The following is a 24,669-nucleotide window of genomic DNA, read 5'->3' as shown; positions in this document are numbered from 1 at the left end:
ACCAGGAGCGACTGACACGAACAACAATGCAGTTGTTAGGCGGGCACAGATGCTGCGGCCTGCATCGTCTTTTTGAGCATGTACCCGTAGCCACCTCAGTCGTTTCTGCGACATGTGGTCAACCGCGGAGAGGTCGCAACGACACACTGCATATGCACCGAAAAAGCAGTGCGGGATGCTCACCATCGATTCCCGATTCCCGATTCCCGATTCCCGGCGCTAGAGCGCAGACCGCATCGGTGCCTCGGTCCGCACCACTACATCCAGCGCATCGTGGCGCCAGGATTCGATATCCAGTTCCACCGCGCGGCCGTCTTCGGCGAAGCTGATCCGCTGCAGCCGGAAGCACGGTGTGCCGGTAGTGGACTGCAGCAACAGGGCTTGCGCGGCGTCCAGCCCGGCCGGATGCATCGACAATTGCGCGCGGCTCAGGAACAGCCCGAGTTTCTGGTTGAACACGCTCGACAGCGAGCCGGCCAGGTCGTGCTCCAGCAGGCCCGGCGCCCAGGCGGCCAGCACCACGTTGGTTTCCAGCAGCACCGCGCGGCGGTCGATCCAGCGCCGGCGTTGCAGCACGAAGACTTCTTCGTACGGCGTCTCCAGCCGTAGTGCGGCCGCGTAGGCAGGCCCCGCTGCCTGCCGGGTGGCACTCAACAGCTCGGTGCGCGGTTTGCGCCCTTGCGCCGCCACGTACTGCATGAAGCCGGCGATGCTGGTGGGGTCGTAGCGCACGCGCGGTGCGCTGACGAACCAGCCGCGCCGGTTCTCGCGGTAGATGCGGCCCTGCGCTTCCAGTTGCTGCAAGGCCTCACGCAAGGTGATGCGGGTGCAACCGAAGCGTTCGGCAAGCTCGCGCTCCACCGGCAGGCGCTGATCCGGGCCCCATTCGCCGGCGGCGATCTGCGCGGAGACGATTTCGGTGATGGCGTGTTGGCGCGACGCGCTCATGCGGCGATCCGCCGACGGTGGCTGCGGCGCAGGTGCAAGGCAGTCAGATGAGAGAGGTGCATGCGGCGATGGTAAAGAAGAACGCGTCCGCAAACCGCAGGTGGCTCAGGCAAGGCCTGCCGGGTTCTGCTGCTGTTGGGTTTTCCAGCTGCGCCATCCATACAGCGCCAGCAGCACGAAGCCTGCATACAGCAGTGCGGTGGGATACAGCCCCTTGCTGACGAACACGCCCACGTAGACGCAATCGAGCACGACCCACAGCATCCAGTTAGCGATGCGCTTGCGTGCTGCCCAGACGCTGGCGACCAGGCTGAAGCTGGCCAGTGCCGCGTCCAGCCACGGCAGTGCGGCATCGGTGCGGTGATGCATGTAGGCACCGAGCGCGGCGGCGAACACGGCACCGATGCACAGCGAGATCCACAGCTCCGCCTGCGGCATCGGCAACGGGCGAATGCGCGTCTGTGCCGCCATCCCGCGCTGCCACTGCCACCAGCCGTACAGCTGGGTCAGCACGTAGACGCCTTGCAGCAGCATGTCCGAGTACAGCTTCCACTGATAGAACAGCCAGCCATACAGCGCCACCGCCACGATGCCGACCGGCCAGCACCAGCGAATGCGCCGCGCGGTCAGCCAGACACCGAGCAGGTTGATCACGACGGCGGCAGATTCGAGCAATGACATGGAAGGTCTGGGGAGGATGCCTGATGGAAGAGGGAGCGAGGGCAGAGACGCAGAACAGTTCAACGCGAGCGTGCGAGCAGGCCGAGCGCGTTCATCGCCTGCAGCCGTTACCTGCAGCGCACTCGGCCCGCGCAGCACCGCTGTCGCGTAACCCGTGCAGCTCACACGTCAGCGGATCGCATGGCCGCATCGGCTGCGTTTAGAAGTCCAGCTGCACGGTCAGACGCGCCGTGCGCGGCGCGCCCGGGAACAGATAGGCATCACCCTGGTATTCGCCGCTATCGCGCCAGTAGCGCTTGTCGAACACGTTGTCCACGTTCAAGCGCCAGGTGGTGGCCAGCCCGCCCAGCGCGGTGACGTAACGCGCGCCCAGGTTGGCCACCGTATAGGCCGGCACGCTGGCGTTGCCGAGCCGGTCGGCGAACTTGCGCCCGCTGTATTGCGCGCCTGCCAGCAGCGCCAGGCCATCGATGCCGGGCACGCTGTAATCGGCCTGCAGGCTGGCGCGCAGCTTGGGCACGTTGATGGCCTGATGGCCTTCGTACTCGGCAATGTCGGTGTCTTCGGCGCGGGCGCGGATGGCGGCAACGCTGGCGAACATGCGCAGCTGCGCGGTGGCCGCGCCATCGGCCGACAACTCCAGCCCACGGTTGTGCAGGCGGCCCTGTTGCACATAGCGCAGGCCACCATCGGCCTGCGGCTGGGTGAACTGGTAGGCCTGGCGGATGTCGAACAGCGCCGCGCCCAGGCGCAGGCCGTCGAAATCGAATTTTGCGCCGGTCTCCAGCTGGTACGCATTGGTCGGCGGCAGGATCTCATCGGCGTTGTCGGCAAACCACGGGGCGGTGCCGCCGGCGGCCAGGCTCTTGGCGTAGCTGGCGTACAGCGATACCTGCTGCTGCGGTTTGAACAGCAGCGCGGCCTGCGGCAGCAGCGTGTCCTTGCGCGTGCGTCGCTCCAGCACGCCATCGCGGTCGAAGCTGCGCTCGTCCAGGCGCACATAGCGCGCGCCCAGCGACAGCTCCCATTGTGGTCCCAGCCCGATCCGGTCGGCCAATACCAACGCGCGTTGGCGGCTGTCCAGGCGGCGTTGCTTCGGGTCCAGCGCGACGTCGGTCTGTGCAAACACCTCCGGGTCGCGGTCGATGCTGCCGCTGCCGACGAATTCGTTGACCGAACCGAAGCGATCGATGGTGCGGCGTAGCCAGTCGCCGCCGATGCTCAGGCGGTGATCCAGCGCGCCGGTGAGCACACGGCCTTCCAGCGTGGCGCGCAGCTGATCGTGCACGCGGGTGTCGTCGGGGCTGCGGTAGTCGTAGACGTCGTACTCGCCTTGCGCGCCGAAGAAGTTCGGTGTGACGCTGTCGGCGCAACTGGCCGCGCCATAGCAGCCCCAGGCGAACGCGGAGAAATCGTTGATCACCGAGCGGCTGCGTGACGCTTCAGCGGTGGCGCGCCAGTTGTCGTTGAACTGGTAGGCGTAGCGCAGCTGCGCATTGAGCGAATCCATCTCCACCGGCCGCGACCACGGCTGGTAGCCGAGCAGGCGATGCACATCGATGTCGCGCGGTACCTGCGTGCCACCGAGCAACTGGTAGCCGGGCACCGAGCGTTGCTGCCGATGCTGATACTCCACATCCAGCTGCAGCAGCGACTGCGGGCTGATCTTCCAGTCGCCGGCCAGCGACAGGAAATTGCGATAACCGTCGGCGTGGTCGACATAGCTGTTGATGTCTTCGCGCGCGGCGTTGACGCGCAGGCCCAGGCTGCGCTCGGCGCCGAACCAGTCGCCCAGGTCGGCGGCGACATAGCGCGAGCCCTGCTCGTCGGTGCCCAGGGTCACGCTGCGCACGTGCTCGGGCCGCTTGGTGCGGTAGTCGATCAGTCCGGCCGGTTCGTTGACACCCGATTGCAGCCCGGCCAGGCCCTTGAGGATCTGCACCTGCTGCTTGTTTTCCAGTGCAATGGATTGCTCGCCCACCGCGCTCAGGCCGTTGATGCGGTAACTGTTGGCGGCATTGAGCGAATAGCCACGCAAAACGAAATTCTCGTAGTAGCCGATCGGGGCGTAGGCGTCGCCCGCAGAGGCATCGGCGCGCAATACCTCGCTGAGCACGCGTGCCTGACGGTCGAGCAATTGCTGGCGATCGATCACCGCGATCGAGGCCGGCGCATCCAGCAGCCGCGTGGCGCCGAAGCCGGTCAAGGCCGTGCTGGCGTCGGCGCGTTCGCCACGCACGTTGACCGCATCCAGTTCGACCGCCTCGGCACCGGGTTGTTGCTGCGCGAGGGCAGGCGTGGCGATGCACAGCGCAAGTGCAAGCACGAGCGGGCGGCGGTGGGGCAGGAGGGCGGGCAGGTGCATGCGCAGGGCTCGAAAAGGAGAGGGAAAAACGCTCATGGCAACCGACGCGCGCGCGCGTGCAGGTGATCGAGCAGACGCTGGCCATCGGCGCTGGCAAACCAGTCCGCATGGCCGAGCAGGTAACGGTGATAGGCGATGTCGGCGTTGTCGGCCGAGCGGGTGATGCCGGCGAAGTATTCGATCTCGCTCAGGGCGAAATCCGCATGCACGATCGGTAGCAAGGCGGCCAGCTGCCGCAGCTGCGCGGCGCCCAGCGCGCAGTGCCGGGCGTAGCCGTCCAGCAAGGCGTCGAGCTGCTCCAGCTGCGGCTGCGCGCGCTGCCCCGCATCCAGGTTCAACCAAGGGATCAGATTGCGTTCGATCGCCGTGGCCAGGTCGAACATCGCAAAACTGCGGTCGCACAGGCCGAAGTCGAACACCGCGCTGACCTCGACGTCGCCATCGTCGTGTGTGCGCCACAGTAGGTTGGAGGCATGCCAGTCGCCATGCGTCCACAGCGGCGGCAGGGCGCCAGGCGCCGACAGCACCGACCAGGCCCGGGCGTGCCAGGGCAGCAGGTGGTCGGTCAGGTCGCGGCGCCAGGGCCGGTCCTGAAAATCGGCGGCCAGGCCGGGGCGCGACAGCAAGGCCTGTTCCACCGCCCGGAGCGGGTCGGCCTGCGCGAACAGGGCCAGGTTGGCCACCAGCACGCTGCTGCGGCGTGGCGGCGCATCGAATCCCTGCGCTGCCAGATGCAGGCGTGCCAGCGCGGCACCCGCCGCCGCCGCATGCGGGACGCTGGTAAAGGGCGTCCACGACAAGGCATCCCGATACAGGTCCTGGCCGAGCCCGGCGCGCTGCACTTCGTAGACCCAGTCCGCATCGGCCAGGGCGGTGCGGCCCGCGGCATCGTGCAGCACCTCGACCACCGGTGCGCCGGCCCAGCGCAGATGCGCCATGAAGACGTGCTCTTCGCGCAACGCGGCGACATTGCGCACGCTGCGGTGATGTCGCTTGACGATGAGCGTGCCGCCGGCGGTGTCCACGCAGGCGGCGGCGGAAAACGGGCGGGCGCTATGCCAGCGAATCAGTTCGCTACCGACGGGAGCGGAAAAGTGCTGCAGCACGCGACGGATTTCGTCGGCGGTCAACACCGGCCAATCCGGCAGCGCCAACTCCAGGCTCATGCCGTGCACCTGATGCGAGGTGCTCATGCGCCCGGCTCCGGAAATGCTGTGGTGCGGATCAGTGGTATAGACCAGTCGATCGGTGCCGAAGCGGCGGACCCGGCGCGCGCGCCGGCGACAACACGGACGGCGCTGCCAGGCCGTCGTTGCGGCGCGCCCGCCATCAGGCGGTTGCACTGCAGGGAATGAAAAGGCAGCGCAACACCGAAAGGTCGCTGGCCGTCATCTCGACACTAAAAATGTGGGGCGCGCCGTGGGCGGCGCCTGCGCAAAACCGCTGGGCGGTTCCGGGCGCGCAGTATGCCTGTTGCCGCTGCCAGCCGCCATGTCGGCGCTGGCAGACGCACGATGGCGTTGCGCCGCCCCGGCACCGGATAATGGCCGGATGACTCCCGTCCAGATTGCCGCCGTCGTCGTCACCTATCAGAGCAGCAGCACCATCGATGCGTGCCTGTCGCGGCTGCGCGCGGCCGAGGGCATCAGCGAGATCCGGGTGGTCGACAACGCCTCCAGCGACGACACCCTGGAGGTCGTGCAGCGGCATGCCTTGGCCGATGCGCGGCTGCACTTCATCGCCAATCCGGACAACCCGGGTTTTGCGAGCGCCTGCAACCAGGGCGCGCGCGACTCGCAGGCGCCCTGGTTGGTGTTCATCAACCCGGACCTGATGGTCGAGCGCGACACCTTGGCGCAGCTGTGCGCACGCGCGGCCGGCCATGCGGCGGTGCTGTTGGGCGTGGAGCAGGTGGACGAGGACGGGCAGCCGGATGCCGCGGTGCGTCGCCGCGATCCGGATTTTGCCGCCATGCTGCGCGCACCGCGCGCTGCCGCCCAGCTGGCGGTGCCGGCCGATCCCGCTGCGCCCCTGCAGGTGGTGGACGCCATCTCCGGTGCCTTGATGCTGATGCAACGCAGCCTGTTCGAGCGGCTGGACGGCTGGGACGGCGCCTACCGCCTGCATGCCGAAGACCTGGACCTGTGCCGGCGGGCACGCCAGGCCGGTGCGCTGGTGGCGGTGGCCAACGATCTGCGGGTCGTGCATGTGCGGGGCGTGTCCAGTCGTTCGCGGCCGTTCTTTGTCGAATGGCATAAGCACCGCGGCCTGTGGCGCTATTTCCGCAAGTTCGAGGCGGGCCGGCGCGGGTGGCTCACCCGGCTGGGCGTATGGCTGGCGATCTGGACCCATGCCGTTGCCCAGGTACCGAAATTGTTGCGAAAGAGATGAGTTCGCTCGCGTTAAATTTGTGATAAATCAGTGATGGGTGGCGGGACTTATGTGTGATACGTTTCGCTTCGAAGTGTGATCAATCACTAGCTTCCTGTCCCTTCCGGGTCCCCCATCAGGAATCGTGCAATGTCCTTACAGAACGACCCGCAATTGCGGGGACGTCAGCCGTGCGCCGCCGCGCTGCAGTCCAGTCCGGTTGTCTCGCCCCCTTCTCTTGATTCCATCGCTTCCCGCGCGCCGGTAGCTGCGCTGTCGGCGCTCGCGCTGAGCTGCCTGATGGCGGCCTTGCCGGACACGGCCGTGGCAGGCGCCTGGACCCAGCCGCAGGGCGACACCCTGGTGATCGTCAAGGCGCTGCATAGCGATGGCACCGGCTGGTTCGACGATGCCCATCACCGTGGCGATTTCGGCAACAACGGACGCAGCCGCCAGGACCAGCTCAATGTCTACGTCGAGCATGGCCTGAGCGACAAGCTGAGCTTCATCGGCAATTTCTATTTCACCGAAGTCGGTTTCAACAACGACGAACCGGTGAACGGTGCGCCCGGACGGGCACGCCGCAGTACCACCGGCTTTGCCGATCAGGAGATCGGCCTGCGCTACGCACTGCCAGGCGCGGCCGACGATGTCTGGCGTAGCTCGGTGCAGGCCCTGGTCAGCATCCCGGCCTATGGCCGTAGCAAGACCTATCACCCGAACAATCCTGGGCGCGACCCCGCGCTCGGCCTGGGCGACTACGGTCTGGAGCTGCGTTACAGCCGCGGCCGTGGTTACACGCTGGGCGGGCGCAACGGCTACGTCGATCTGGGTGGCGCGGTGCGCCTGCGCGGCAGTGCCGCTTCCGACGAAGTGCGGGTGGACGCGTCCACCGGCCTGAGCCTGACCCCGAGCTGGTTGCTGCTTGGCGAAGTCAACGTGATCCAGGGCCTGGGTAACGGGCGTAACGACGCGTTTGTCGTTGGCTCGACACCTGGCGATTCCGGCTTCGTCGCCACCGGCACCAACTACGACCTCACCAAGCTGCAGCTGTCCACGCTGTACACCGCGCCGGGCGGCAGCCAGTGGCAGGTGGGATATCAGCAGCCAGTGATGGGCCGCAACACCGGCGCCGCAGGTGGGCCTTTCGTGGCCGCCTGGTGGCGGTTCTAAGGACGCCACGACAATGACGGTCACCTGCGAAATGGACGCGCTGGGACGAGCACCGGACATCGGCCGCGAACGCGGTCTGTTGGGTCGCGCGCTGGTCACGGCAGGCGTCATCACCGACGAACAGCTGCGCTCGGCGCTGGCGTTGCAGCAACGCTGGAACTCGCGCCTGGGCGATGTGATCCTGGCCCAGCGCGGCGTGCCGGCGCAGCGGTTCTACGCCATCGTTGCCGCGCACTTCGGCCTCGAGTTCATCGATCTGGTGCAGCAGCCGCCGGATCCGGAACTGCTCACCCCGGGCGATCTGGAAAGTTACGCGCAGCGCCTGCTGCTGCCGTGGCGTCGCGAAGACGGTGTGCTGGTGCTGGCCGTGGCCGATCCGGACCCGGCAGTGTTTGCCTGGGCGCGCGCGCACTACGGCGAGGACGTGCGTTTTGTCGGCACCGCCAAGTTCGACATCATCTGGAGCCTGCAGCGCTATGCCGACGAGCAGCTCACCGACAACGCGCTGAACCTGCTCGCATCGCATGCGCCGACGTACTCGGCGCGCCAGGTGGTGACGCGCGGACAGAAGTTCACGCTGTGGGCGATCGCCGCGGTGATGGTGATCGCGATGGTGCTGTTCCCGGTGCCGGCCCTGATCACCGTCAACGTGCTGGTGGCGGTGGGCTTTCTGGCGACCTTCGGACTGAAGCTGTTGCTGGTGTGGTTCGGCTCGCGCCACCGCATCGACATCAAGGTCACCGAGGACGAAGTGGCCGCGCTGCGCGACGACGACCTGCCGGTCTATACCGTGCTGGTGCCGATGTACAAGGAGCCGGAAGTCCTGCCGATCCTGGCCAACGCGCTGCGCAAGCTGGATTACCCGATCAGCAAGCTCGACGTGAAGCTGGTGCTGGAGGCGGACGATTTCGACACCATCGAGGCCGCCAAGAAACTCGGCCTGGAGGCGTTCTTCGAAATCATCCGGGTGCCGCCGTCGCAGCCCAAGACCAAGCCCAAGGCCTGCAACTACGCGCTGCATTTTGCGCGCGGCGAGCTGCTCACCATCTACGACGCCGAAGACAAGCCCGAGCCGGATCAGCTCAAGCGCGTGGTGGCCGCGTTCCGCAAGGCCGACAAGGATGTGGCGTGCATCCAGGCGCGGCTGAACTACTACAACGCCGACGAGAACTGGCTGACGCGGATGTTCACGCTGGAGTACACGCTCTGGTTCGACTTCTACCTGCCGGCGCTGGAATACCTGCGCATCCCGATTCCGTTGGGCGGCACCTCCAACCACTTCCGTCTGGATGTGTTGCGCCAGGTGCGCGCCTGGGACCCGTACAACGTCACCGAAGACGCCGACCTGGGCGTGCGGCTGATCCAGAACGGCTACCGCGTCAACGTGGTCAACTCCACCACGTTCGAAGAAGCCAACGTCAGCATTCCCAACTGGATCCGGCAGCGTTCGCGCTGGCTCAAGGGCTACATGCAGACCTGGCTGGTGCACATGCGTGACCCGGTGCACCTGTATCGCAGCACCGGGTTCAAGGGCTTCTGGGGCTTCCAGTTCTTCATTGGTGGCGGCTTTTTCACCGCGTTGGGCGTGCCGGTGCTGTGGGCGCTGTATGTGGTCTGGGCAGTCACCGGGACAACCGCGTTCGAGCGCTTCTTCCCGCCGTGGCTGGCGACCGTGTCGTTGGTCAATCTGCTGTTGGCCAATGCGTTCTTCATCTACATCACGCTGGTGGCTGCGTTCAAACGCGACTACTTCAAGCTGGCGCCCTACGCGTTGACTGTGCCCTTTTATTGGGTGTTGCAGTCGATCGCCGCGTACAAGGGGCTCTGGCAGCTGATCCACAATCCGTTCTATTGGGAGAAGACCACTCATGGCATCAGCAAGCATTCGGAAAACGAGCGCCGCGCCGCACTCGAAGAGTGAGTCGGCGGTCCCGCGCCGTCACAGCGGGCTGCCGGCGTTTCTGGTTGCCGTGGTGGCCCTGTCGCTGCTGAGCCAGCCGCTGCTGCTGCAGTCGGTCGGCTCCGCCGCACCGGCAATCGCACCAGCAGCCGGCTTGCCGGCAACCGGTCTGTTGTCGTGGGCGATCAATCTGGGGCTGGACAGCTGGAACCTGCCGTTCCAGGTCTGGCCGTTCCTGGCGGTTGCCGCCAACGCGTTGTTCCTGTCGCTGCTGTGGCGCGATCTGGCCGGCGTGTTCGGGCGCGGCTGGGCCAGTGGTTTGACCCTGCTGGTGGGCTGCAATCCACTGTTCCTGCTGCCGATCGCTGCAGGCGGAAGCCAGGCGGTGGGTCTGCTGGCGTTCTACGGCTTGTGCCGCACCTTGCGCCGCCTGCAGACGCCGGTAGAGGCCTTCACCTATCTGCGCATCGCCGGCTGGTTGTGCATCCTGCTGTGCCTGGATCTGCAGACACTGGCGCTGTCGACGATGGTGGCACCGTGGCTGCTGCTGGTGATGCCGCCGCAGATGCTGCGCAAGGCGCCGGGTTCGTTCTACCTGGTGTGCTACCTGCCGTTCGCGTTTCTGGTCGGCATGTGGGCCTACGTCAATCTGACCGTGTTCAACGCCCCGTGGCCGACGCTGTCCAGCATCGGGCAGGGCGCGCATCCGCTGCCGTTGCCGCTGGCCGAGCATGCGCAAGGCTGGTCGCCGGCCGTGCGTTGGGGCGTGGCGGCGGTGGTCTGCTTCCCGGTGCTGGCGTTGCTGGCCCGTAGCCGCAGCAGTGCGCTCACGCGCGGCGTGCTGGCCAGTGCCGGCACCGTGATCTGTGCGGCGGCACTGTCATTCGCCTTCGGCTGGGCCGGGTTCGACGCCTTGCTGCTGCTGTGGGTGCCGGCAGCGTTGCTGCTGCGCGCGCTGCATGCCGATCAGCGCAGTCAGGCCGCCGGCCTGCTGTTGCTTGGCCTGATCGGTGCGGCCTGGGTACAGCCGCAGGGCTGGGGCAGCTGGATGCGTGCGGCGCCTGCCGATGCGCAGTCCTTGCTGCAGGGCGAGGCGGTGGTCGTGAGCGCGCCGGTGTCGTTGCCGACCGGCGCGGCGACGCCGGCGATGGACGCCGTGCAGGCGCAGCCCACCGTGGCGACTGTCGCGGACGTGGCCGCGCCCACGCAGCCCGCGTCCGGCGTCAGCGCGCCCGCCACTGCTGCAATCGTGCAGCCGGACAAGAACACTGCGGTCATCGGTGCAATGGACTGCGCGCACACCACGACCGCGTCCACCACCAAGGCATCCGCCGCATGTTCAAACGCGTTCTGAGTACCGCGTTTCTGGTCGGGGCGTGCATGCTGGTCAATGGCTGCAACGCCGATGCATCGACGTGGATGGGCGCCAACGTCAAGGTCTCGGCCAATGCGCCGTGGGAGAGCGAGGCGGCGGGACAGTCGCTGGATGCGCTGGCCAAGACCGGCGCCAGCAAGGCCTTGCTGGTTGCGTTTGTGTGGCAAGCCAACCCGCAGGCGAACGACCCGGTGCTGGGCAGCGACAGCAGCGTGGAGGCCATGCGCGCCGCGTTGCGGCAGAGCCACCACGCCGGCCTGCAGGCCACGCTCAAGGTGCATGTGTGGATCCCCGGGCATTGGGCCGGCGACACCGCGCCCACCGACCAGGCAGCCTGGTTTGCCGCGTATCAGAACGCGTTGCTGCCATTGGCCAGACTGGCCGAAGACGAGCACGCCGAAGCGCTGGTGATCGGCACCGAACTGCGCAAGCTGCAGGACGCGCCGCAGTGGCCCGGTCTGGTGGCGGAAGTGCGCAAGGTCTACCACGGCAAGCTGCTGTATGTGGCCGACGGCATGGAGCACGCCGAAAGCTTCCGTTACTGGTCCTTGTTCGATGCGGTGGGCACCAGCCTGTATCCGCGGCTGTCCGAAGCGGCTGCCGCGCGCACGGCCGAGATGAATGCCGCCGCGCAGCGCCTGCAGCAACTGGGCCAGCGCGTAGGCAAGCCGGTGTGGGTGGCGGAGCTGGGGCTGCGTTCTGCACGCGGTAGCCTGGCCGCGCCCTGGGAGAGCCCGGAGCAACGCGCCGCTGCAGTGGACACCCGCCTGCAGCTGCAGGTGTTGCAGCAGTGGCGCAAGGTGCTGCAGGCGCACGGCGTGGAAGGTATCGCGCTGTGGTGCTGGTACACCGACCCCAAGGCCGGCGGCCCGGGCGACAGCGACTTCACCGTGCAGGGCAAACCAGCGCAGCAGGTGCTGGCGCGCTGAGCGATGGCGCCTGGCAACAAGAGGATGCCAAGCGCAATTGCCGAGGTGACTTGCCGGGGCGAAGCGCACTGCCGCCGTGCAGCGCATCGCCTTCCGGAGGCATCGGCGGTTCGCACGCCGCGCGATCGCCGCTGCGGGCATAATCCGGCGGCATGATCATCCATTCGCTGCTCGACACCGATCTGTACAAATTTACCATGATGCAGGCGGTGCTGCATCAGCATCCGGCCGCACAGGTCGACTACCGCTTCAAGTGCCGCACGCCCGGCGTGGATCTGGCCCGGTTCATCGACGAGATCTCGCGCGAGATCGATGCGCTGTGCCGGCTGCGGCTGCGCGAAGACGAGGTGGCCTATCTGCGTGGCCTGCGCTTCATCAAGCCGGATTTTGCCGACTTCCTGGCGCTGTTCCATCTGGACCGCAAATACCTGCAGCTGTCGGCATCGACCACCCATCCGGGCGAGATCGAGCTGACCATCCGCGGCCCGTGGCTGCACACCATCCTGTTCGAAGTGCCGTTGCTGGCGATCATCAACGAGGTGTGGTTCCGCAACACCTCCGAGCCGGATTACGAAGAAGGCCGTCGCCGCCTGCGCGAGAAGGTGAGCAGCCTGCGCAGCATGCCGGCCGGCTGCAAGATCGCCGATTACGGCACCCGGCGGCGCTATTCGCGGCACTGGCACGGCGAGTTGCTGCCGTTGCTGCGCGATGGCCTGGGCGAGCAGTTCGTCGGCACCAGCAATGTGTATTTCGCCAAGCATTACGGCCTGACCCCGCTGGGCACGATGGCGCACGAGTATCTGCAGGCATTCCAGGCGTTGGGGCCGCGGCTGCGCGACTCGCAGGTGGCCGCGCTGGAATCGTGGGCGCGCGAGTACCGCGGCGATCTGGGTATCGCCCTGTCCGATGTGGTGGGGCTGGACGCGTTCCTGCGCGACTTCGATCTGTATTTCTGCAAGCTGTTCGACGGCATGCGGCATGATTCGGGCGACCCGTTCGAATGGGGCGAGCGCGTCATCGCCCACCTGCAGGCACACCGCATCGATCCCGCGACCAAGGTGCTGGTGTTCAGCGATGGCCTCAATATCGACAAGGTGATGCGGCTGTACGCGCACTTCCATACGCGCTGCCGGCTGGCGTTCGGGGTCGGCACCAGCCTCACCAACGACCTGGGGCCGACGCCGCTGCAGATCGTGATCAAGATGGTCCGCTGCAATGGGCAGCCGGTGGCAAAGCTCAGCGACTCGCCGGGCAAGAGCATGTGCGAGGACGCCGGTTACCTGCGCTATCTGCGCGATGTGTTCGGCCTGCCGCCGATGCCGGAAGCAGGTGACCGCACGCGGCAGTGACTGACGTGTAGCGGCAGCTTGTGCCGGGATTTGGCGTCCCTGTCAGGGAATGGCCAAAAAAATGCGATGCAGCGCTCAATTGTCCGCATGGGTTCGTTAACATTGGCATCACGCGTACTTCACGTTTGATGCACGCGACGTTGACGGACGGCCTCCTCCCCACGCGATGCCCCAATGACTGCACCCGACCCATTGTCGCTGTACCGAGCGCGCAGCTGCTCCCGGCAATGGCTGGGCTTTGTGCGTGCGATGGCCGCCGAGTTCGGCGCCGAGTTGCCCGAGGACGATCTGGCCCCATTGATGGCGCGCATCGGCCGGCGCTTCGCGCGCGAGCACCGGCTGGCGCACTGCACGACCCTGGACGAGATGCAGCAGGCCGCCAACGCCGTGTGGGAGCGCTGTGATTGGGGCCAGTGCGCGATGCACGACCACGCCGACCACGTACGGATCCAGCACGCCGGTGCGCCATTGAGTACAGCGCTGGATGGCACGGCATGGAGCGATGGGTTCCTGCAGGGCGTGTACGAAGGGTGGTTCCAGCAACTGGGGATGCTGGCAGGCCTGGCGGTGCAGACCGCGCCAGGCGACAGCGTCGATCTGCGCAACCTCGTGTTGCTGCGGACGGCATGAACGGCTGAAGTCGGGCAAGGGGAGTGTGATGGCACCGAAGAACAACAAGGCAACCTCCGGGCACGACGATGTGTCCGGCCTGTTCGCGCGGTTGGGGACGCCGGCGAGCGCGGGCTATCAGGATTTCGCCCACACCCAGCTGCCGCCGCGCAGGCCGGAAGTGACGCAAACGCCGGTCCCGGCAGCGGCCGAACAGGCCCCCGCTGCGGCGGACACCGTGCAGGTGCCAGCGCCGCTGCCGGCGCCCGCGACATCAGTGCCTGACGTTTTGCCTGCCGTGCAGGCAGCGCCGGCGGCGCATCGGTCAGTGCCTGTCGAAGAGACGGCAGGCCCGCCGCTCGATGCGCTCGCGCCGCTACGCAAATTGCGCCAGCTCGACGAGCCTGCAGCGCCTGCAGCGCAGCCGGGCGAGCGCCAGGCGCAGACGCCGCTGGAGCGCTTGTTCCAGCGGCTGTTGCAGGCCGATGCGCCCAGCGCGACGCAAAGCCCGCTGCAGCGACTGCGCTCGCGTTGATCAGCACCACCGCGTGACCTTCGGCGAGCGCCGCTGCGCTCGCCCGTTTCGCCTCGTTTTGCCGCACGCCGCCACGCTTGAAGGATTATCTGATGACTGCTGCCAGCCGCCGTTCCGGATCACCGCTGCCCATGCTGGCGACCTGGGCGCTGTGGTTGTTGGGCGGCTTGCTGCTGGTGTTCGTGGTTGCCGTGCCGATGGATGTTACCCAGCAACTGGTGTTCTCCGGGGTGCTGTTCGCCGTCGCGCTGGCGGTGCGCAAGCGCGGCGGGCGGGTGGTGATCCTGACGATGATGGGCATGTCGCTGGCGGTGTCGTGCCGCTACATCTGGTGGCGCACGACCCAGACCATGGGCGTGGGCAGCGCGGTGGATTTCATCCTGGGCCTGGGCTTGCTGGGCGCGGAGCTGTATGCGTTCGTGATCCTGGTGCTGGGCTATTTCCAGGTGTTGTGGCCGCTCGATCGCAAGCCGGTGCCGTTGCCGGCCGACCAGGCCCTGTGGCCGAGCGTGGACGTGTTCATTCCCACCTACAACGAGCCATTGTCGGTGGTGCGCACCACCGTGCTGGCGGCCAGCGTGATCGATTGGCCGGCCGGCAAGATCACCATCCATCTGCTCGATGACGGCCGCCGCGACGCGTTCCGCGACTTCTGTGCCGAGGTCGGCATCAACTACGTCACCCGCACCAACAACGCGCACGCCAAGGCCGGCAACATCAATGCCGCGCTGAAGAAGTGCAACGGCGAGTACGTGGCGATCTTCGATTGCGACCACATTCCGACCCGCAGTTTCCTGCAGGTGGCGATGGGCTGGTTCCTGCGCGACACCAGGCTGGCCCTGGTGCAGATGCCGCACTATTTCTTCTCGCCCGACCCGTTCGAACGCAACCTGGGCACGCATGGCAAGGTGCCCAACGAAGGCGAGCTGTTTTACGGCCTGCTACAGGATGGCAACGACCAGTGGAATGCGACCTTCTTCTGCGGTTCCTGCGCGGTGATCAAGCGCAGCGCGCTGGAAGAAGTCGGCGGGGTGGCTGTGGAAACCGTCACCGAGGACGCCCACACCGCGCTCAAGCTGCAGCGCCGCGGTTATCGCACCGCCTACCTGGCGGTGCCGCAGGCTGCAGGCCTGGCCACCGAAAGCCTGTCCGGGCATGTGGCGCAGCGCATCCGCTGGGCGCGCGGCATGGCGCAGATCGCGCGCATCGACAATCCGCTGCTGGGGCGCGGGCTCAGGTTCTCGCAGCGGCTGTGCTACCTCAATGCGATGCTGCACTTCTTCTACGGCTTGCCGCGCATCATCTACCTCACTGCGCCGCTGGCCTATCTGTTCTTCGGCGCGCACGTGATCCAGGCCTCGGCGTTGATGATCCTGGCCTATGCGTTGCCGCACATCCTGCAGGCCAATCTGACCAACCTGCGGGTGCAGAGCCGCTTCCGCCATCTGCTGTGGAACGAGGTCTACGAGACCACGCTGGCCTGGTACATCTTCCGTCCCACCCTGGTCGCGCTGCTCAACCCCAAGCTGGGCAAGTTCAATGTCACGCCCAAGGGCGGGCTGGTGGCGCGCAGTTATTTCGATGCGCAAATCGCCAAGCCGTACCTGTTCCTGCTGTTGCTCAACCTGGCCGGTGTGGCTGCCGGCGTGCTGCGCCTGATCTATGTCGGCGGCAGCGGCGAGCAGCAGACGATCTGGTTCAACCTGGCCTGGACGCTCTACAACATGGTGCTGCTGGGCGCCACCATCGCCACGGCCAGCGAAACCCGCCAGGTGCGTAGCGCCCATCGCGTGCCGCTGGATGTCCCGGTCAATCTGTATCTGCCCGATGGCAGCGTGCTGCCCAGTCGCTCATTGAATTTTTCCACCGGCGGCATGGCGATCAGGCTCGCCCAGCCGCAGCCGATCGAGCCGGGGTTGCCGGTGCAGATCGGCCTGAGTCACCGCGGCGTGGAGCAGACCTTGCCGGCCGTGGTGCGGCAGGACCGCGACGGCCAGGTCAGCGTGCAGTTCACCGCGATGTCGATGGAACAGGAGCGTTGGCTGGTGGCCTCGACCTTTGCGCGCGCCGACATCTGGCTGTCGCAATGGGGCCAGCACGACCGCGATGCGTTCTGGCGCTCGCTGGGCCAGGTGCTGGCCGCCAGCGCGCGCGGCTTCGGACGCCTGGGCGGACATATCGCACTCAGTGCGCGTCAGGGCTTCCGCCCGGCGCGCGCGCTGGATCTGGAGTCGTGAGCGTGACGCCTGCCGTTTCCCTTTTCCCTGCCAAGAAGCCATTGATGCGAATGTCCCCGGCCGTGTTGACCTGTGTGCTCACCCTGCTGACCGGCCTAGCGCAGGCGCAGCAGGCCGTGCCGGCAACGGCGACGACCACCCTCAACGAGCAGGCCGGCACCGCCGCGAGCGCGCCGCCCGTACCGGCACCGATGCCGGCCGTCAGCACCCGCACTTCCAGCCTGCGCGAGCTCGGCATCGACTACGAGATCACCCTGCGCGGCGTGCAGGGCAGTGCCGGCGTGCCCTTCAGCGTGCGCAGCGACGAGATCGTCACCGCCGCCACGCTCAACCTCAAATACAGCTATTCGCCCGCGCTGCTGCCGGACCTGTCGCATCTGAAGGTCACCATCAATGGCGTCACTGTGGGCACCTTGCCCGCCGACAAGGCCAATGCCGGCAAGCTGCTCTCGGCCGATCTGCCGATCGACCCGCGCCTGGTCACCGATTACAACCAGCTCAACCTGCAGTTGATCGGCCATTACACGCGCGAGTGCGAAGACCCCGACCACAGCAGCCTGTGGGCGAATGTGGACGCGGCCACCAGCCTGTCGCTGACCACCACGCCGCTGGCGCTGGCCAATAACCTGGCGTTGTTGCCGGTGCCGTTCTTCGATGTGCGCGACACGCGCCGGCTGGAATTGCCGTTCTACTTTCCGCAGCGCCCGGACAACGCCACGCTGCAGGCGGCCGGCGTGGTCGCCTCGTGGTTCGGCACCCTGGCCGGCTACCGCGGCGCGGTGTTCCCGGCCTCGACCGAAGCGCTGCCGGCCACCGGCAACGCAGTGGTGTTCGCCACGCCCAGCACGCTGCCTGAGCAGTTCGCCACCGCCGATAGTGGCGTGGCCGATATCCGTGGCCCGACCGTGGCAGTGGTGGTCAACCCGACCGATCCCAACGGCAAGCTGCTGCTGGTGCTCGGCCGCAACAGCGAAGACCTGCAACGCGCGGCCACCGCGCTGGCCTTGCGCGCGCCGTTGACCGGGGCGGTCGCCCGCATCGGCGAGGTCAGCGCGCCGGCGCCGCGTCGGCCGTACGACGCGCCCAAGTGGGTGTCCAGCGAGCATCCGGTGCGCTTCGGCGATCTGGTGACCCAGCCCGGCCAGCTCAATGTCAGCGGCTATCATCCGGACCTGATCCGGATCGGCCTGCAGTTGCCGCCGGACCTGTTCGTGTGGGAGCGCGACGGCATTCCGGTCGCGCTGAAATACCGCTACACGGTGCCGGACGTGGATAACAAGTCCGCGCTCAACGTCAGCATCAACGAGTCGTTCGTGACCACGCTGCCGCTGACCGGCCGCCCGTTCGCCGAGTCCACCCCGAGGCGCTGGTGGAACAGCCTGGGCGCGCGCGGCAGCATGCCGGTGCATCAGGATCTGACATTGCCGGTGGGTGCGTTCTCGGCCAACAGCCAGTTGCGCTTTCACTTCTTCTTCGATCGCCCGCAGGGCGAGGAGTGCAAGAACACCTTCCCGGACGTGTCCGGCGCCATCGATGCCGATTCCAGCATCGACCTGAGCGGCTTCCACCACTACATGGCGATGCCGAACCTGGCCGCGTTCGCCAATGCCGGCTACCCGTTCACGCGCCTGGCCGATCTGTCCGAATCCACCATCGTGCTGCCGGACAATCCGGGCGACCAGGACCTGGGCAATGTGCTGACCCTGCTTGGACGCTTCGGCGCCTCTACCGGGTATCCGGCGCTGCATGCGCAGATCATCGGCGCCGGCGCCGTGCAGCAACACGCCGATCGCGACCTGTTGTTGCTCGGCAGCGTGCAGTCGCAGCCGCTGTTCAAGCAGTGGCGCGCACAGCTGCCGGTGGGCCAGGACGGGCAGGCGACCCGCTTTGCGCTGACCGATTGGGTGCTGGAAAAGCTGCCGGGCTTCCTGTCCTTCGACGCGCGCCGCACCGACCTGCCGACCACCGCGGAAATCGCCCTGCAACCGCAGCCGGACGACGTGCTGTTGATGGGCTTCGAATCGCCGTTGAAGTCCGGCCGCAGCGTGGTCGCGTTCCAGAGCGAAGACCCGGCCAACATGAGCCGGCTGTTCGATGCCTGGTTCGACCCGACCCTGCTCAAGGACTTCCAGGGCAGCGTGGTGTTGCTGCAGCAGAAAAAGGTCATCAGCCTGGTCGGCAACCAGACCTACTACGTCGGCCATCTGCCGCTCCCGACCTGGTTGCGCTGGTACTTCTCGCACCACCCGGTGTGGCTGGCGTTGACCGTGGTGCTGCTGGCGCTGTTGCTGGCGCTGGCCGCGCGCGTGCTGCTGCGCCGGCATGCCGCCGAGCGGCTCGCCGACGGCGGCAGCGCATGAGCGCGCACGACAGCGCCGCAGCGATGACACGCCGCAGCCTGCTGCGCGCCGGTGCGCTGGCCGGCCTGGCCGCGCTGCTGCCCACGCGCGCAGCGGCGGCGGCTGGCCAATGCGGGCCGTGGCCGCTGTGGAATGCCTTCGTCGACAAGCACATCCAGCCCGACGGGCGGGTGGTGGATTTCCTCAATCCGGACCAGCGCTCGACCTCCGAAGGTCAGTCGTATGCGCTGTTCTTCGCCCTGGTCAACAACGACCAGGTGTTGTTCGAGAAGGTGCTGGGCTGGACCCGCCACAATCTGTGCGGCGGCCGCCCGGACCTGAACCTGCCGGCGTGGTTGTGGGGGCGCGATGGCAGCGGCAACTGGCGCGTGCTCGATGCCAATACCGCCAGCGATGGCGAGCTGTGGATTGCCTACGCGCTGCTGGAAGCCGGGCGGCTGTGGAGCCGGCCCGGTTACGGCAAGGCCGGCCAGCAGATCCTGCAACTGATGCGCCAGCAGGAAGTGGCCACGCTGCCGGGCCTGGGCGCGATGTTGCTGCCCGGCCGCACCGGCTTTGCCGAGAAGCAGCGCTGGACGCTCAATCCCAGCTACCTGCCGATCCAGGTGCTGCGGCGCTGCGCCAACGCCGACCCCAAGGGGCCGTGGGCGGCGATCGCCAGCAACGCCGCACGCGTGTTGCGCGAGAGCGCGCCGGTGGGCTTTGCGCCGGACTGGACGGTGTGGGATGGCGAGCGCTTCAGCCCGGATCCGAAGCGCGGCAACGTCGGCAGCTATGACGCGATCCGCGTGTATCTGTGGGCCGGCATGCTCGATGCCGGCGAACCGCTGCGCAGCGGCTTGCTGCGCGACCTGTCCGGCCCGGCCGACCTGCTCGCCGCACAGACCCCGTTTACGGAAAAGATCGACACCGCGCGCGGCGTGGGCAGCGGCGCATTGCCGGTCGGGTTTTCTGCCGCGCTGCTGCCTTACCTGAGTGCGATGGGCCAGCCCGCGCTGCTCAAGGCGCAGGCGCAGCGCATTCCCGCCGCCGCACAAGCGGCAGCCGCTGCGCTGCCGTACTTCGAACGCACGCTGGCCCTGTTCGGACAGGGCTGGCTTGAGAACCGCTACCGCTTTGCCGCAGACGGGCGCCTGCTGCCCGCCTGGAGAACGCCTGCATGCTCCGCAAAAAACTGACCCCGCTGTACCTCGTCGGCATGATCGACCTGTGCCTGCTCGCCTCGCCGGTGCAGGCGCAGACCAGCGCCACCCAGCAACTGGTCGGGCAGGGCAATTACTGGCACGACCAGGGCCGCGACGATCTGGCCGCCGACACCTGGCGCAAGCTGCTCGGCGTCGATCCGGATCAGCCCGACGCCTTGCTCGGCCTGGCGCAGATCGATCTGGCGCAGGGCCGTCAATCCGAAGCACGCAAGCGCCTGCAGCAACTCGATGCCGCACACCCGCAATCGCCGCAGGCACAGCGCCTGCGCGTGGCGATCGGCGCCCGTGGCAGCAGCGCTGCCGGCGAAGATCCGAACCTGCGCAACGCACGCCGCGCCGCCGCGGCCGGGCGCTATGTGGAAGCCGCGCGCAATTACGAAGCGCTGTTCGCCGGCAAGCCGCCGCCGCCGGCGTTGGCGCTGGAGTACTACCAGTCGCTGGCCGGTACTCCCACCGGCTGGGAGCGTGCGCGCGATGGCCTGCAACGCCTGCAATCCAGCGAACCGGGCAACCCGTCCGTGCAGCTGGCGCTGGCGCAGGTGCTGAGTTACCGCGAACCCACCCGCCGCGACGGCATCGCGCAACTGCGCACGCTGGCGCAACGCGCCGATGTCGGCGGGCCGGCGCGCACCAGCTGGCGCCAGGCGCTGCTGTGGCTCAACGCCGGCATGGCCGATGCGCCGCTGTACCAGGCATTCCTGGCCGGTACCCCCGCTGATGCGGAAGTCACCGCCAAACTCGGCCAGCTGCGCGAACAACGCAGTGCGGCCGCGGCCGCGCCGGCCGACCCCAATGGCGTGCTGCTGGGCGAAGGCTTCCGCGCGCTGGGCGCCAACAATCTGGGCGCTGCCGAACAACGCTTCACGCAGGTGTTGCGCGCACGTGCGCGTGATCCGGAAGCGCTCGGCGGCCTGGGCTCGGTGCGCCTGCGTCAGCAGCGCTTTGCCGAAGCGCAGGAGCTGCTGCGCCCGGCGGCTGCGAGTCACGGCAAATGGAAGGGCGCGCTGGATAGCGCGCGCTACTGGCTGCAACTGCAGCAGGCCGAGGCCGCACGCACACGTGGCGATCTGGCACAGGCGCGCCAGCTGGTGGAGCAGGCGGTGCAGCTGCTGCCCAACGAGCCGGCCGCGCAGGTGGCGCTGGGCGGCCTGCAGGCCGCCAGCGACCCGGCCGCCGCCGAGGCCAGCTACCGCAAGGCGCTGTCGCACGATGCCGACAATGCCGGCGCGCTGCAGGGCCTGGTCGGTTTGTACAGCCGCCAGGGCCGCATGCAGGAAGCCAGCGACGTGTTCAATCGCCTGCCTGCCGCAGAACGTGCCAAAGCCGGCGGGCAAGCCTTGCTGCGTTCCAACGTGCAGCGCGCCCGCGCCCGCCAGGCGCTGGAAGCCGGCGATGCGGTCAGCGCGCAGACCGAGCTGGAAGCGGCGATGGTCGAGCGCCCGGGCGATGCCTGGATCCGTCTGGATCTGGCCCGCCTGTACCAACAGGCCGGCCGCCCCGACCAGGCCCGCAGCGTGATGGATGGCCTGCTCGCCGTGCATGGAGACCAACCCGAAGCGCTGCAGGCCAACGCCTTGCTGGCGCAGGAAAGCGGCGATTGGCAGGGCGCCTACGACAGCCTGGAGCGCATTCCGGTCGCATCGCGCACGCCGGAAATGACCCAGCTGCGCACCACCGCCTGGATCGAACTGCAGGCGCGTCAGGCACGGTTGCTGGTGGAGAAGGGCAGGCCGGGCGACGCGCAGCAGTTGCTGGCGCGCACCGAAACCGCGCTGGGCAATCAGCTCGACGACCCGCAGTTGCTGGCCGCACTGGCCGGCGCGCATGCCGATGCCGGCAACGCCCCGCGCGCGCTGACCCTGGCCCAGCGCCTGGTCACCGGCGCCACGGTGCGCAGCGAAGATCGCCTGCAATATGCCGGCGTGCTGCTGCGCGCGCACCAGGACGCCGAACTGTCGGCGGTGCTGCGCCAGTTGCAGGCCACCACCCTGACCCCGGAACAGCTGCGTCGTTATCAACGCCTGCGCAGCGCCTACACGCTGCGCCAGGTGGATGCGCTGCGCGAACTCGGCAACCTGGAAGGCGCCTACGACGCGCTGTCGCCGATCCTGGCCCAGCAACCGGACAGCCGCGATGCGCAGGCCGCGCTCGCACGCCTGTATGCCGCCTCCGGCGACCAGCGTCAGGCGCTGGCGATCTACCAGCAGATCCTGCAGCGTCATCCCGACGACCTGGACACGCTCACTGCCGCCGCCAACAGCGCGGCCGCGCAGTCGGACCTGCGCAATGCCGAGCATTACCTGCAAAGCGCGCTGGCGCAGGCACCGGAGTCGCCGGAGGTGCTGGCCGCGGCCGGCCGCGTGTATCGCAGCGCCGGCAAGAACCGCAAGGCCGAGCAGTATTTCCGTGCCTCGCTGGCCGCGCAGCAGCGTCAGGCCGGGCAACTGGACAATGGCCTGCCGTCCGCGCGTGGTCCGTCCGCGGTCGCGTCCTCCAGCCGCCCGCTCAATCCGTTTTCCGGCATGACCGGCGGCATGCCGCGCTCGCCGGCGGTGTTGTCCGAGCGCATGGATGCCGGTAGCGCCTATGGCGACGTGGCGGTTGCACCGGTGGCAGCGTCGTCGGGCTCTGCACGATTCGCCACTGCCGCACCGATTGGTGCGTCTGCCGACAATGGTGGCGATACGTTGCCGCCGCCGGTCAGCGCCGGCGCTGCGCCCGCCATGCTGCCGGTCTCCAGCGGCCGCATGCGCAGTTCGTCGCGCGGCGACGGGCTGCTTGCCGCGCGCGCGGTTGCGCCGATCGCCGCGGACGCCGGTCCACGTCTGACCAAGCCCGCCGCACAGGCGTTGCCGCCGCTCGGCAGCGGCAACGGCGTGCTCGACGAGTTGCGTGCGGTGCAGTCGGAAAACAGCGACAACCTCGCCGGCGGCGCGTTGTACCGCTCGCGCGATGGCGAAGACGGTCTGGGCCGCCTGGACGATATCGAAATGCCGGTCCAGGCCGAGTTCGCGGTCGGCGACGGCAAGCTTGGCGTCACCCTGACCCCGACCATCGTCGATGCCGGCACGCTGACCACCGATTACGTCACCGCCAGCCGCTTCGGCAGCGGCCCGCAGACCGCCATCAACGATGCGCTGGCGGCCGATCGCGGCCCGATCGATACGCTGGTCAGCTCGTCGATGTACCAGTTGCTCGCCACCGAAGGCGACACCGCCGCCACGCGCGAACGCCTGCGTCGCTACGCCTTGAACACCGGCCTGTTCAACGAACTGCTGGTCGAGAACAACAACAGCAATGCCGCCGCCGTGGCGGCGCTGGCCAACGAACCGTTGCCGGCCTACCTGCTCGGCATCAACGCCTCCAACACGCCGATCGCCCAACTGGCGCGCGACATCCTCGGCAACGCCGCGCTCAGCGAACAGCTGGCTGCCGGCGATGCGGCCGCGTTGCGCGCGCTGGCCGGCAGCACGGCCGCCGCACAACAGACCCCAACCGGGCTGGCCGCCACGCTCGACACCATGGCCGCCACCGGCAACGGCACGCGCCGGCTCAGCCAGGATGACACCGGGGTGGGCGTCGGTGTGCGCTATCGCAATGGCGGGTTCAGTGCCGACATCGGCAGCACCCCGATCGGCTTCCAGGAACAGAACCTCATCGGCGGCGTCGGCTATCGCGGCGAGCTTGGCGATGCGGTGAGCTGGTCGGCCGAAGCCTCGCGGCGTGCGGTGACCGACAGCGTGCTGTCGTTCGCCGGCGCGCAGGATGCCCGCAGCGGCCGCGAATGGGGCGGGGTGACCAGCAATGGCGTGTCGTTGTCGGCCACTGCCGACAATGGGCTGCTTGGCGGTTATGCCAATCTTGCCGCGCACCGTCTGCTCGGCAACAACGTCGCCGACAACGACCAGCGCCAGCTCGACCTGGGCTTCTACGTGCATGCACTGGAAACCCGGCACCAGTCGCTGACGGCCGGCATCAATCTGACCGCCATGCAGTACGACAGGAACCTCAGCGGCTTCACCTACGGCCATGGCGGTTACTTCAGCCCGCAGGACTATGTGGACCTGGGTTTCCCGGTGCACTGGAGCGGCCGCAGCGCCGGTCAGACGGTCAACTGGAAGGTCGATGCCAGCATCGGCGTACAGCACTTCAGTACCGACCCCTCGCCGTATTTCCCGACCGATCCGACTTTGCAGCAGGCCGCCTACGATGCCGCCTCGCTGGCGGCCTTGCTCGGGCTGGTCAACCGCTACACCGACCCGGTGTATGCGGGCGAAACCCGCACCGGCGTGTCCTACAACCTCAGTGGCGCGGCCGAATGGCAGGTGGCGCCGCAGCTGTTCCTGGGCGGGCGCATGACATTCAACAATGCGCGCGACTACAACCAGTTCAGCAGCAATCTCTATCTGCGGTTCGTGATGGATCGGCTGGGTGCGGCACTGGGTCGTGCGCCGCAGGTGCTGACCTCGCCATACGCTGCCGATCGTTGAGGACAAGGCAGACCGACCGCGCGGCCATCGGGCCGTGGCGGTTGGTCTGCGCTGTGGTGGGTGTCTCTGGCCGGCGTTTTGCTGCGCGCTGTACACGCTTGCTGACGCGCGCGCGCCCTCGGTGGGGCATGGGCATCGCCGCG

16 protein-coding genes are annotated in these 24,669 nt (G+C 67.7%); 12 read left to right on the top strand and 4 right to left on the bottom strand.

Annotated features, from left to right (window positions below):
• Nucleotides 1–219: 219 nt before the first annotated feature.
• The 4 genes from AC1PLS_RS17115 to AC1PLS_RS17100 form a co-directional block, all read right to left on the bottom strand.
• Complete coding sequence (locus AC1PLS_RS17115) at nucleotides 220–948, bottom strand: UTRA domain-containing protein (protein ID WP_029219006.1); 729 nt, start codon at nucleotides 946–948, stop codon at nucleotides 220–222.
• A 105-nt stretch (nucleotides 949–1,053) separates the two neighbouring features.
• Nucleotides 1,054–1,629 (bottom strand): nicotinamide riboside transporter PnuC, encoded by a 576-nt coding sequence (gene pnuC, locus AC1PLS_RS17110; protein ID WP_184433480.1) that lies wholly within the window; start codon nucleotides 1,627–1,629, stop codon nucleotides 1,054–1,056.
• Nucleotides 1,630–1,828: 199 nt separating this feature from the next.
• Nucleotides 1,829–3,994, bottom strand: a complete 2,166-nt coding sequence (locus AC1PLS_RS17105) for a TonB-dependent receptor (RefSeq protein ID WP_184433483.1) — start codon at nucleotides 3,992–3,994, stop codon at nucleotides 1,829–1,831.
• A 32-nt stretch (nucleotides 3,995–4,026) separates the two neighbouring features.
• The gene (locus AC1PLS_RS17100) at nucleotides 4,027–5,187 is read right to left on the bottom strand and encodes a phosphotransferase enzyme family protein (protein ID WP_184433486.1); all 1,161 of its coding nucleotides are present in this window, start codon (nucleotides 5,185–5,187) and stop codon (nucleotides 4,027–4,029) included.
• A 358-nt stretch (nucleotides 5,188–5,545) separates the two neighbouring features.
• On the opposite strand from AC1PLS_RS17100, the gene AC1PLS_RS17095 reads away from it, so the two are divergent.
• From AC1PLS_RS17095 to AC1PLS_RS17040, 12 genes are all read left to right on the top strand, one after another.
• A complete protein-coding gene (locus AC1PLS_RS17095) occupies nucleotides 5,546–6,385 on the top strand; it encodes a glycosyltransferase family 2 protein (RefSeq protein WP_184433489.1) in 840 nt (279 codons plus the stop codon).
• A gap of 129 nt (nucleotides 6,386–6,514) precedes the next feature.
• Entirely contained in the window at nucleotides 6,515–7,537 is a 1,023-nt protein-coding gene (locus tag AC1PLS_RS17090) for a hypothetical protein (protein WP_184433492.1), read from the top strand.
• 13 nt (nucleotides 7,538–7,550) lie between these two features.
• Nucleotides 7,551–9,458: a glycosyltransferase family 2 protein gene (locus AC1PLS_RS17085; protein ID WP_184433495.1), complete on the top strand. Its 1,908-nt coding sequence runs from the start codon at nucleotides 7,551–7,553 to the stop codon at nucleotides 9,456–9,458.
• 49 nt (nucleotides 9,459–9,507) lie between these two features.
• Entirely contained in the window at nucleotides 9,508–10,791 is a 1,284-nt protein-coding gene (locus AC1PLS_RS17080) for a hypothetical protein (RefSeq protein WP_228960074.1), read from the top strand.
• Complete coding sequence (locus tag AC1PLS_RS17075; RefSeq protein ID WP_184611343.1) at nucleotides 10,773–11,741, top strand: glycoside hydrolase family 113; 969 nt, start codon at nucleotides 10,773–10,775, stop codon at nucleotides 11,739–11,741. The genes AC1PLS_RS17080 and AC1PLS_RS17075 overlap by 19 nt, the downstream gene beginning before the upstream one ends.
• A 152-nt stretch (nucleotides 11,742–11,893) precedes the next feature.
• A complete protein-coding gene (gene pncB, locus AC1PLS_RS17070) occupies nucleotides 11,894–13,090 on the top strand; it encodes a nicotinate phosphoribosyltransferase (RefSeq protein ID WP_184632542.1) in 1,197 nt (398 codons plus the stop codon).
• Between the two features lie 174 nt (nucleotides 13,091–13,264).
• Nucleotides 13,265–13,720, top strand: coding sequence for a cellulose biosynthesis protein BcsD (gene bcsD, locus AC1PLS_RS17065; protein WP_054592502.1), 456 nt, complete (start codon nucleotides 13,265–13,267; stop codon nucleotides 13,718–13,720).
• 28 nt (nucleotides 13,721–13,748) lie between these two features.
• Nucleotides 13,749–14,234 (top strand): hypothetical protein, encoded by a 486-nt coding sequence (locus AC1PLS_RS17060; protein ID WP_481103890.1) that lies wholly within the window; start codon nucleotides 13,749–13,751, stop codon nucleotides 14,232–14,234.
• A gap of 92 nt (nucleotides 14,235–14,326) precedes the next feature.
• Nucleotides 14,327–16,471: a UDP-forming cellulose synthase catalytic subunit gene (gene bcsA / locus AC1PLS_RS17055; protein ID WP_481103889.1), complete on the top strand. Its 2,145-nt coding sequence runs from the start codon at nucleotides 14,327–14,329 to the stop codon at nucleotides 16,469–16,471.
• Nucleotides 16,472–16,515: 44 nt separating this feature from the next.
• The gene (gene bcsB, locus AC1PLS_RS17050; protein WP_481103888.1) at nucleotides 16,516–18,831 is read left to right on the top strand and encodes a cellulose biosynthesis cyclic di-GMP-binding regulatory protein BcsB; all 2,316 of its coding nucleotides are present in this window, start codon (nucleotides 16,516–16,518) and stop codon (nucleotides 18,829–18,831) included.
• Complete coding sequence (gene bcsZ, locus AC1PLS_RS17045) at nucleotides 18,828–20,009, top strand: cellulose synthase complex periplasmic endoglucanase BcsZ (protein ID WP_481103887.1); 1,182 nt, start codon at nucleotides 18,828–18,830, stop codon at nucleotides 20,007–20,009. The genes bcsB and bcsZ overlap by 4 nt, the downstream gene beginning before the upstream one ends.
• Nucleotides 19,991–24,526 (top strand): cellulose biosynthesis protein BcsC, encoded by a 4,536-nt coding sequence (locus tag AC1PLS_RS17040; protein ID WP_481103886.1) that lies wholly within the window; start codon nucleotides 19,991–19,993, stop codon nucleotides 24,524–24,526. The genes bcsZ and AC1PLS_RS17040 overlap by 19 nt, the downstream gene beginning before the upstream one ends.
• Nucleotides 24,527–24,669 lie beyond the last annotated feature (143 nt).

It is taken from the genome of Xanthomonas sp. NCPPB 3218, assembly GCF_056725185.1.
This window is presented reverse-complemented; position numbering and strand designations above follow the sequence as displayed.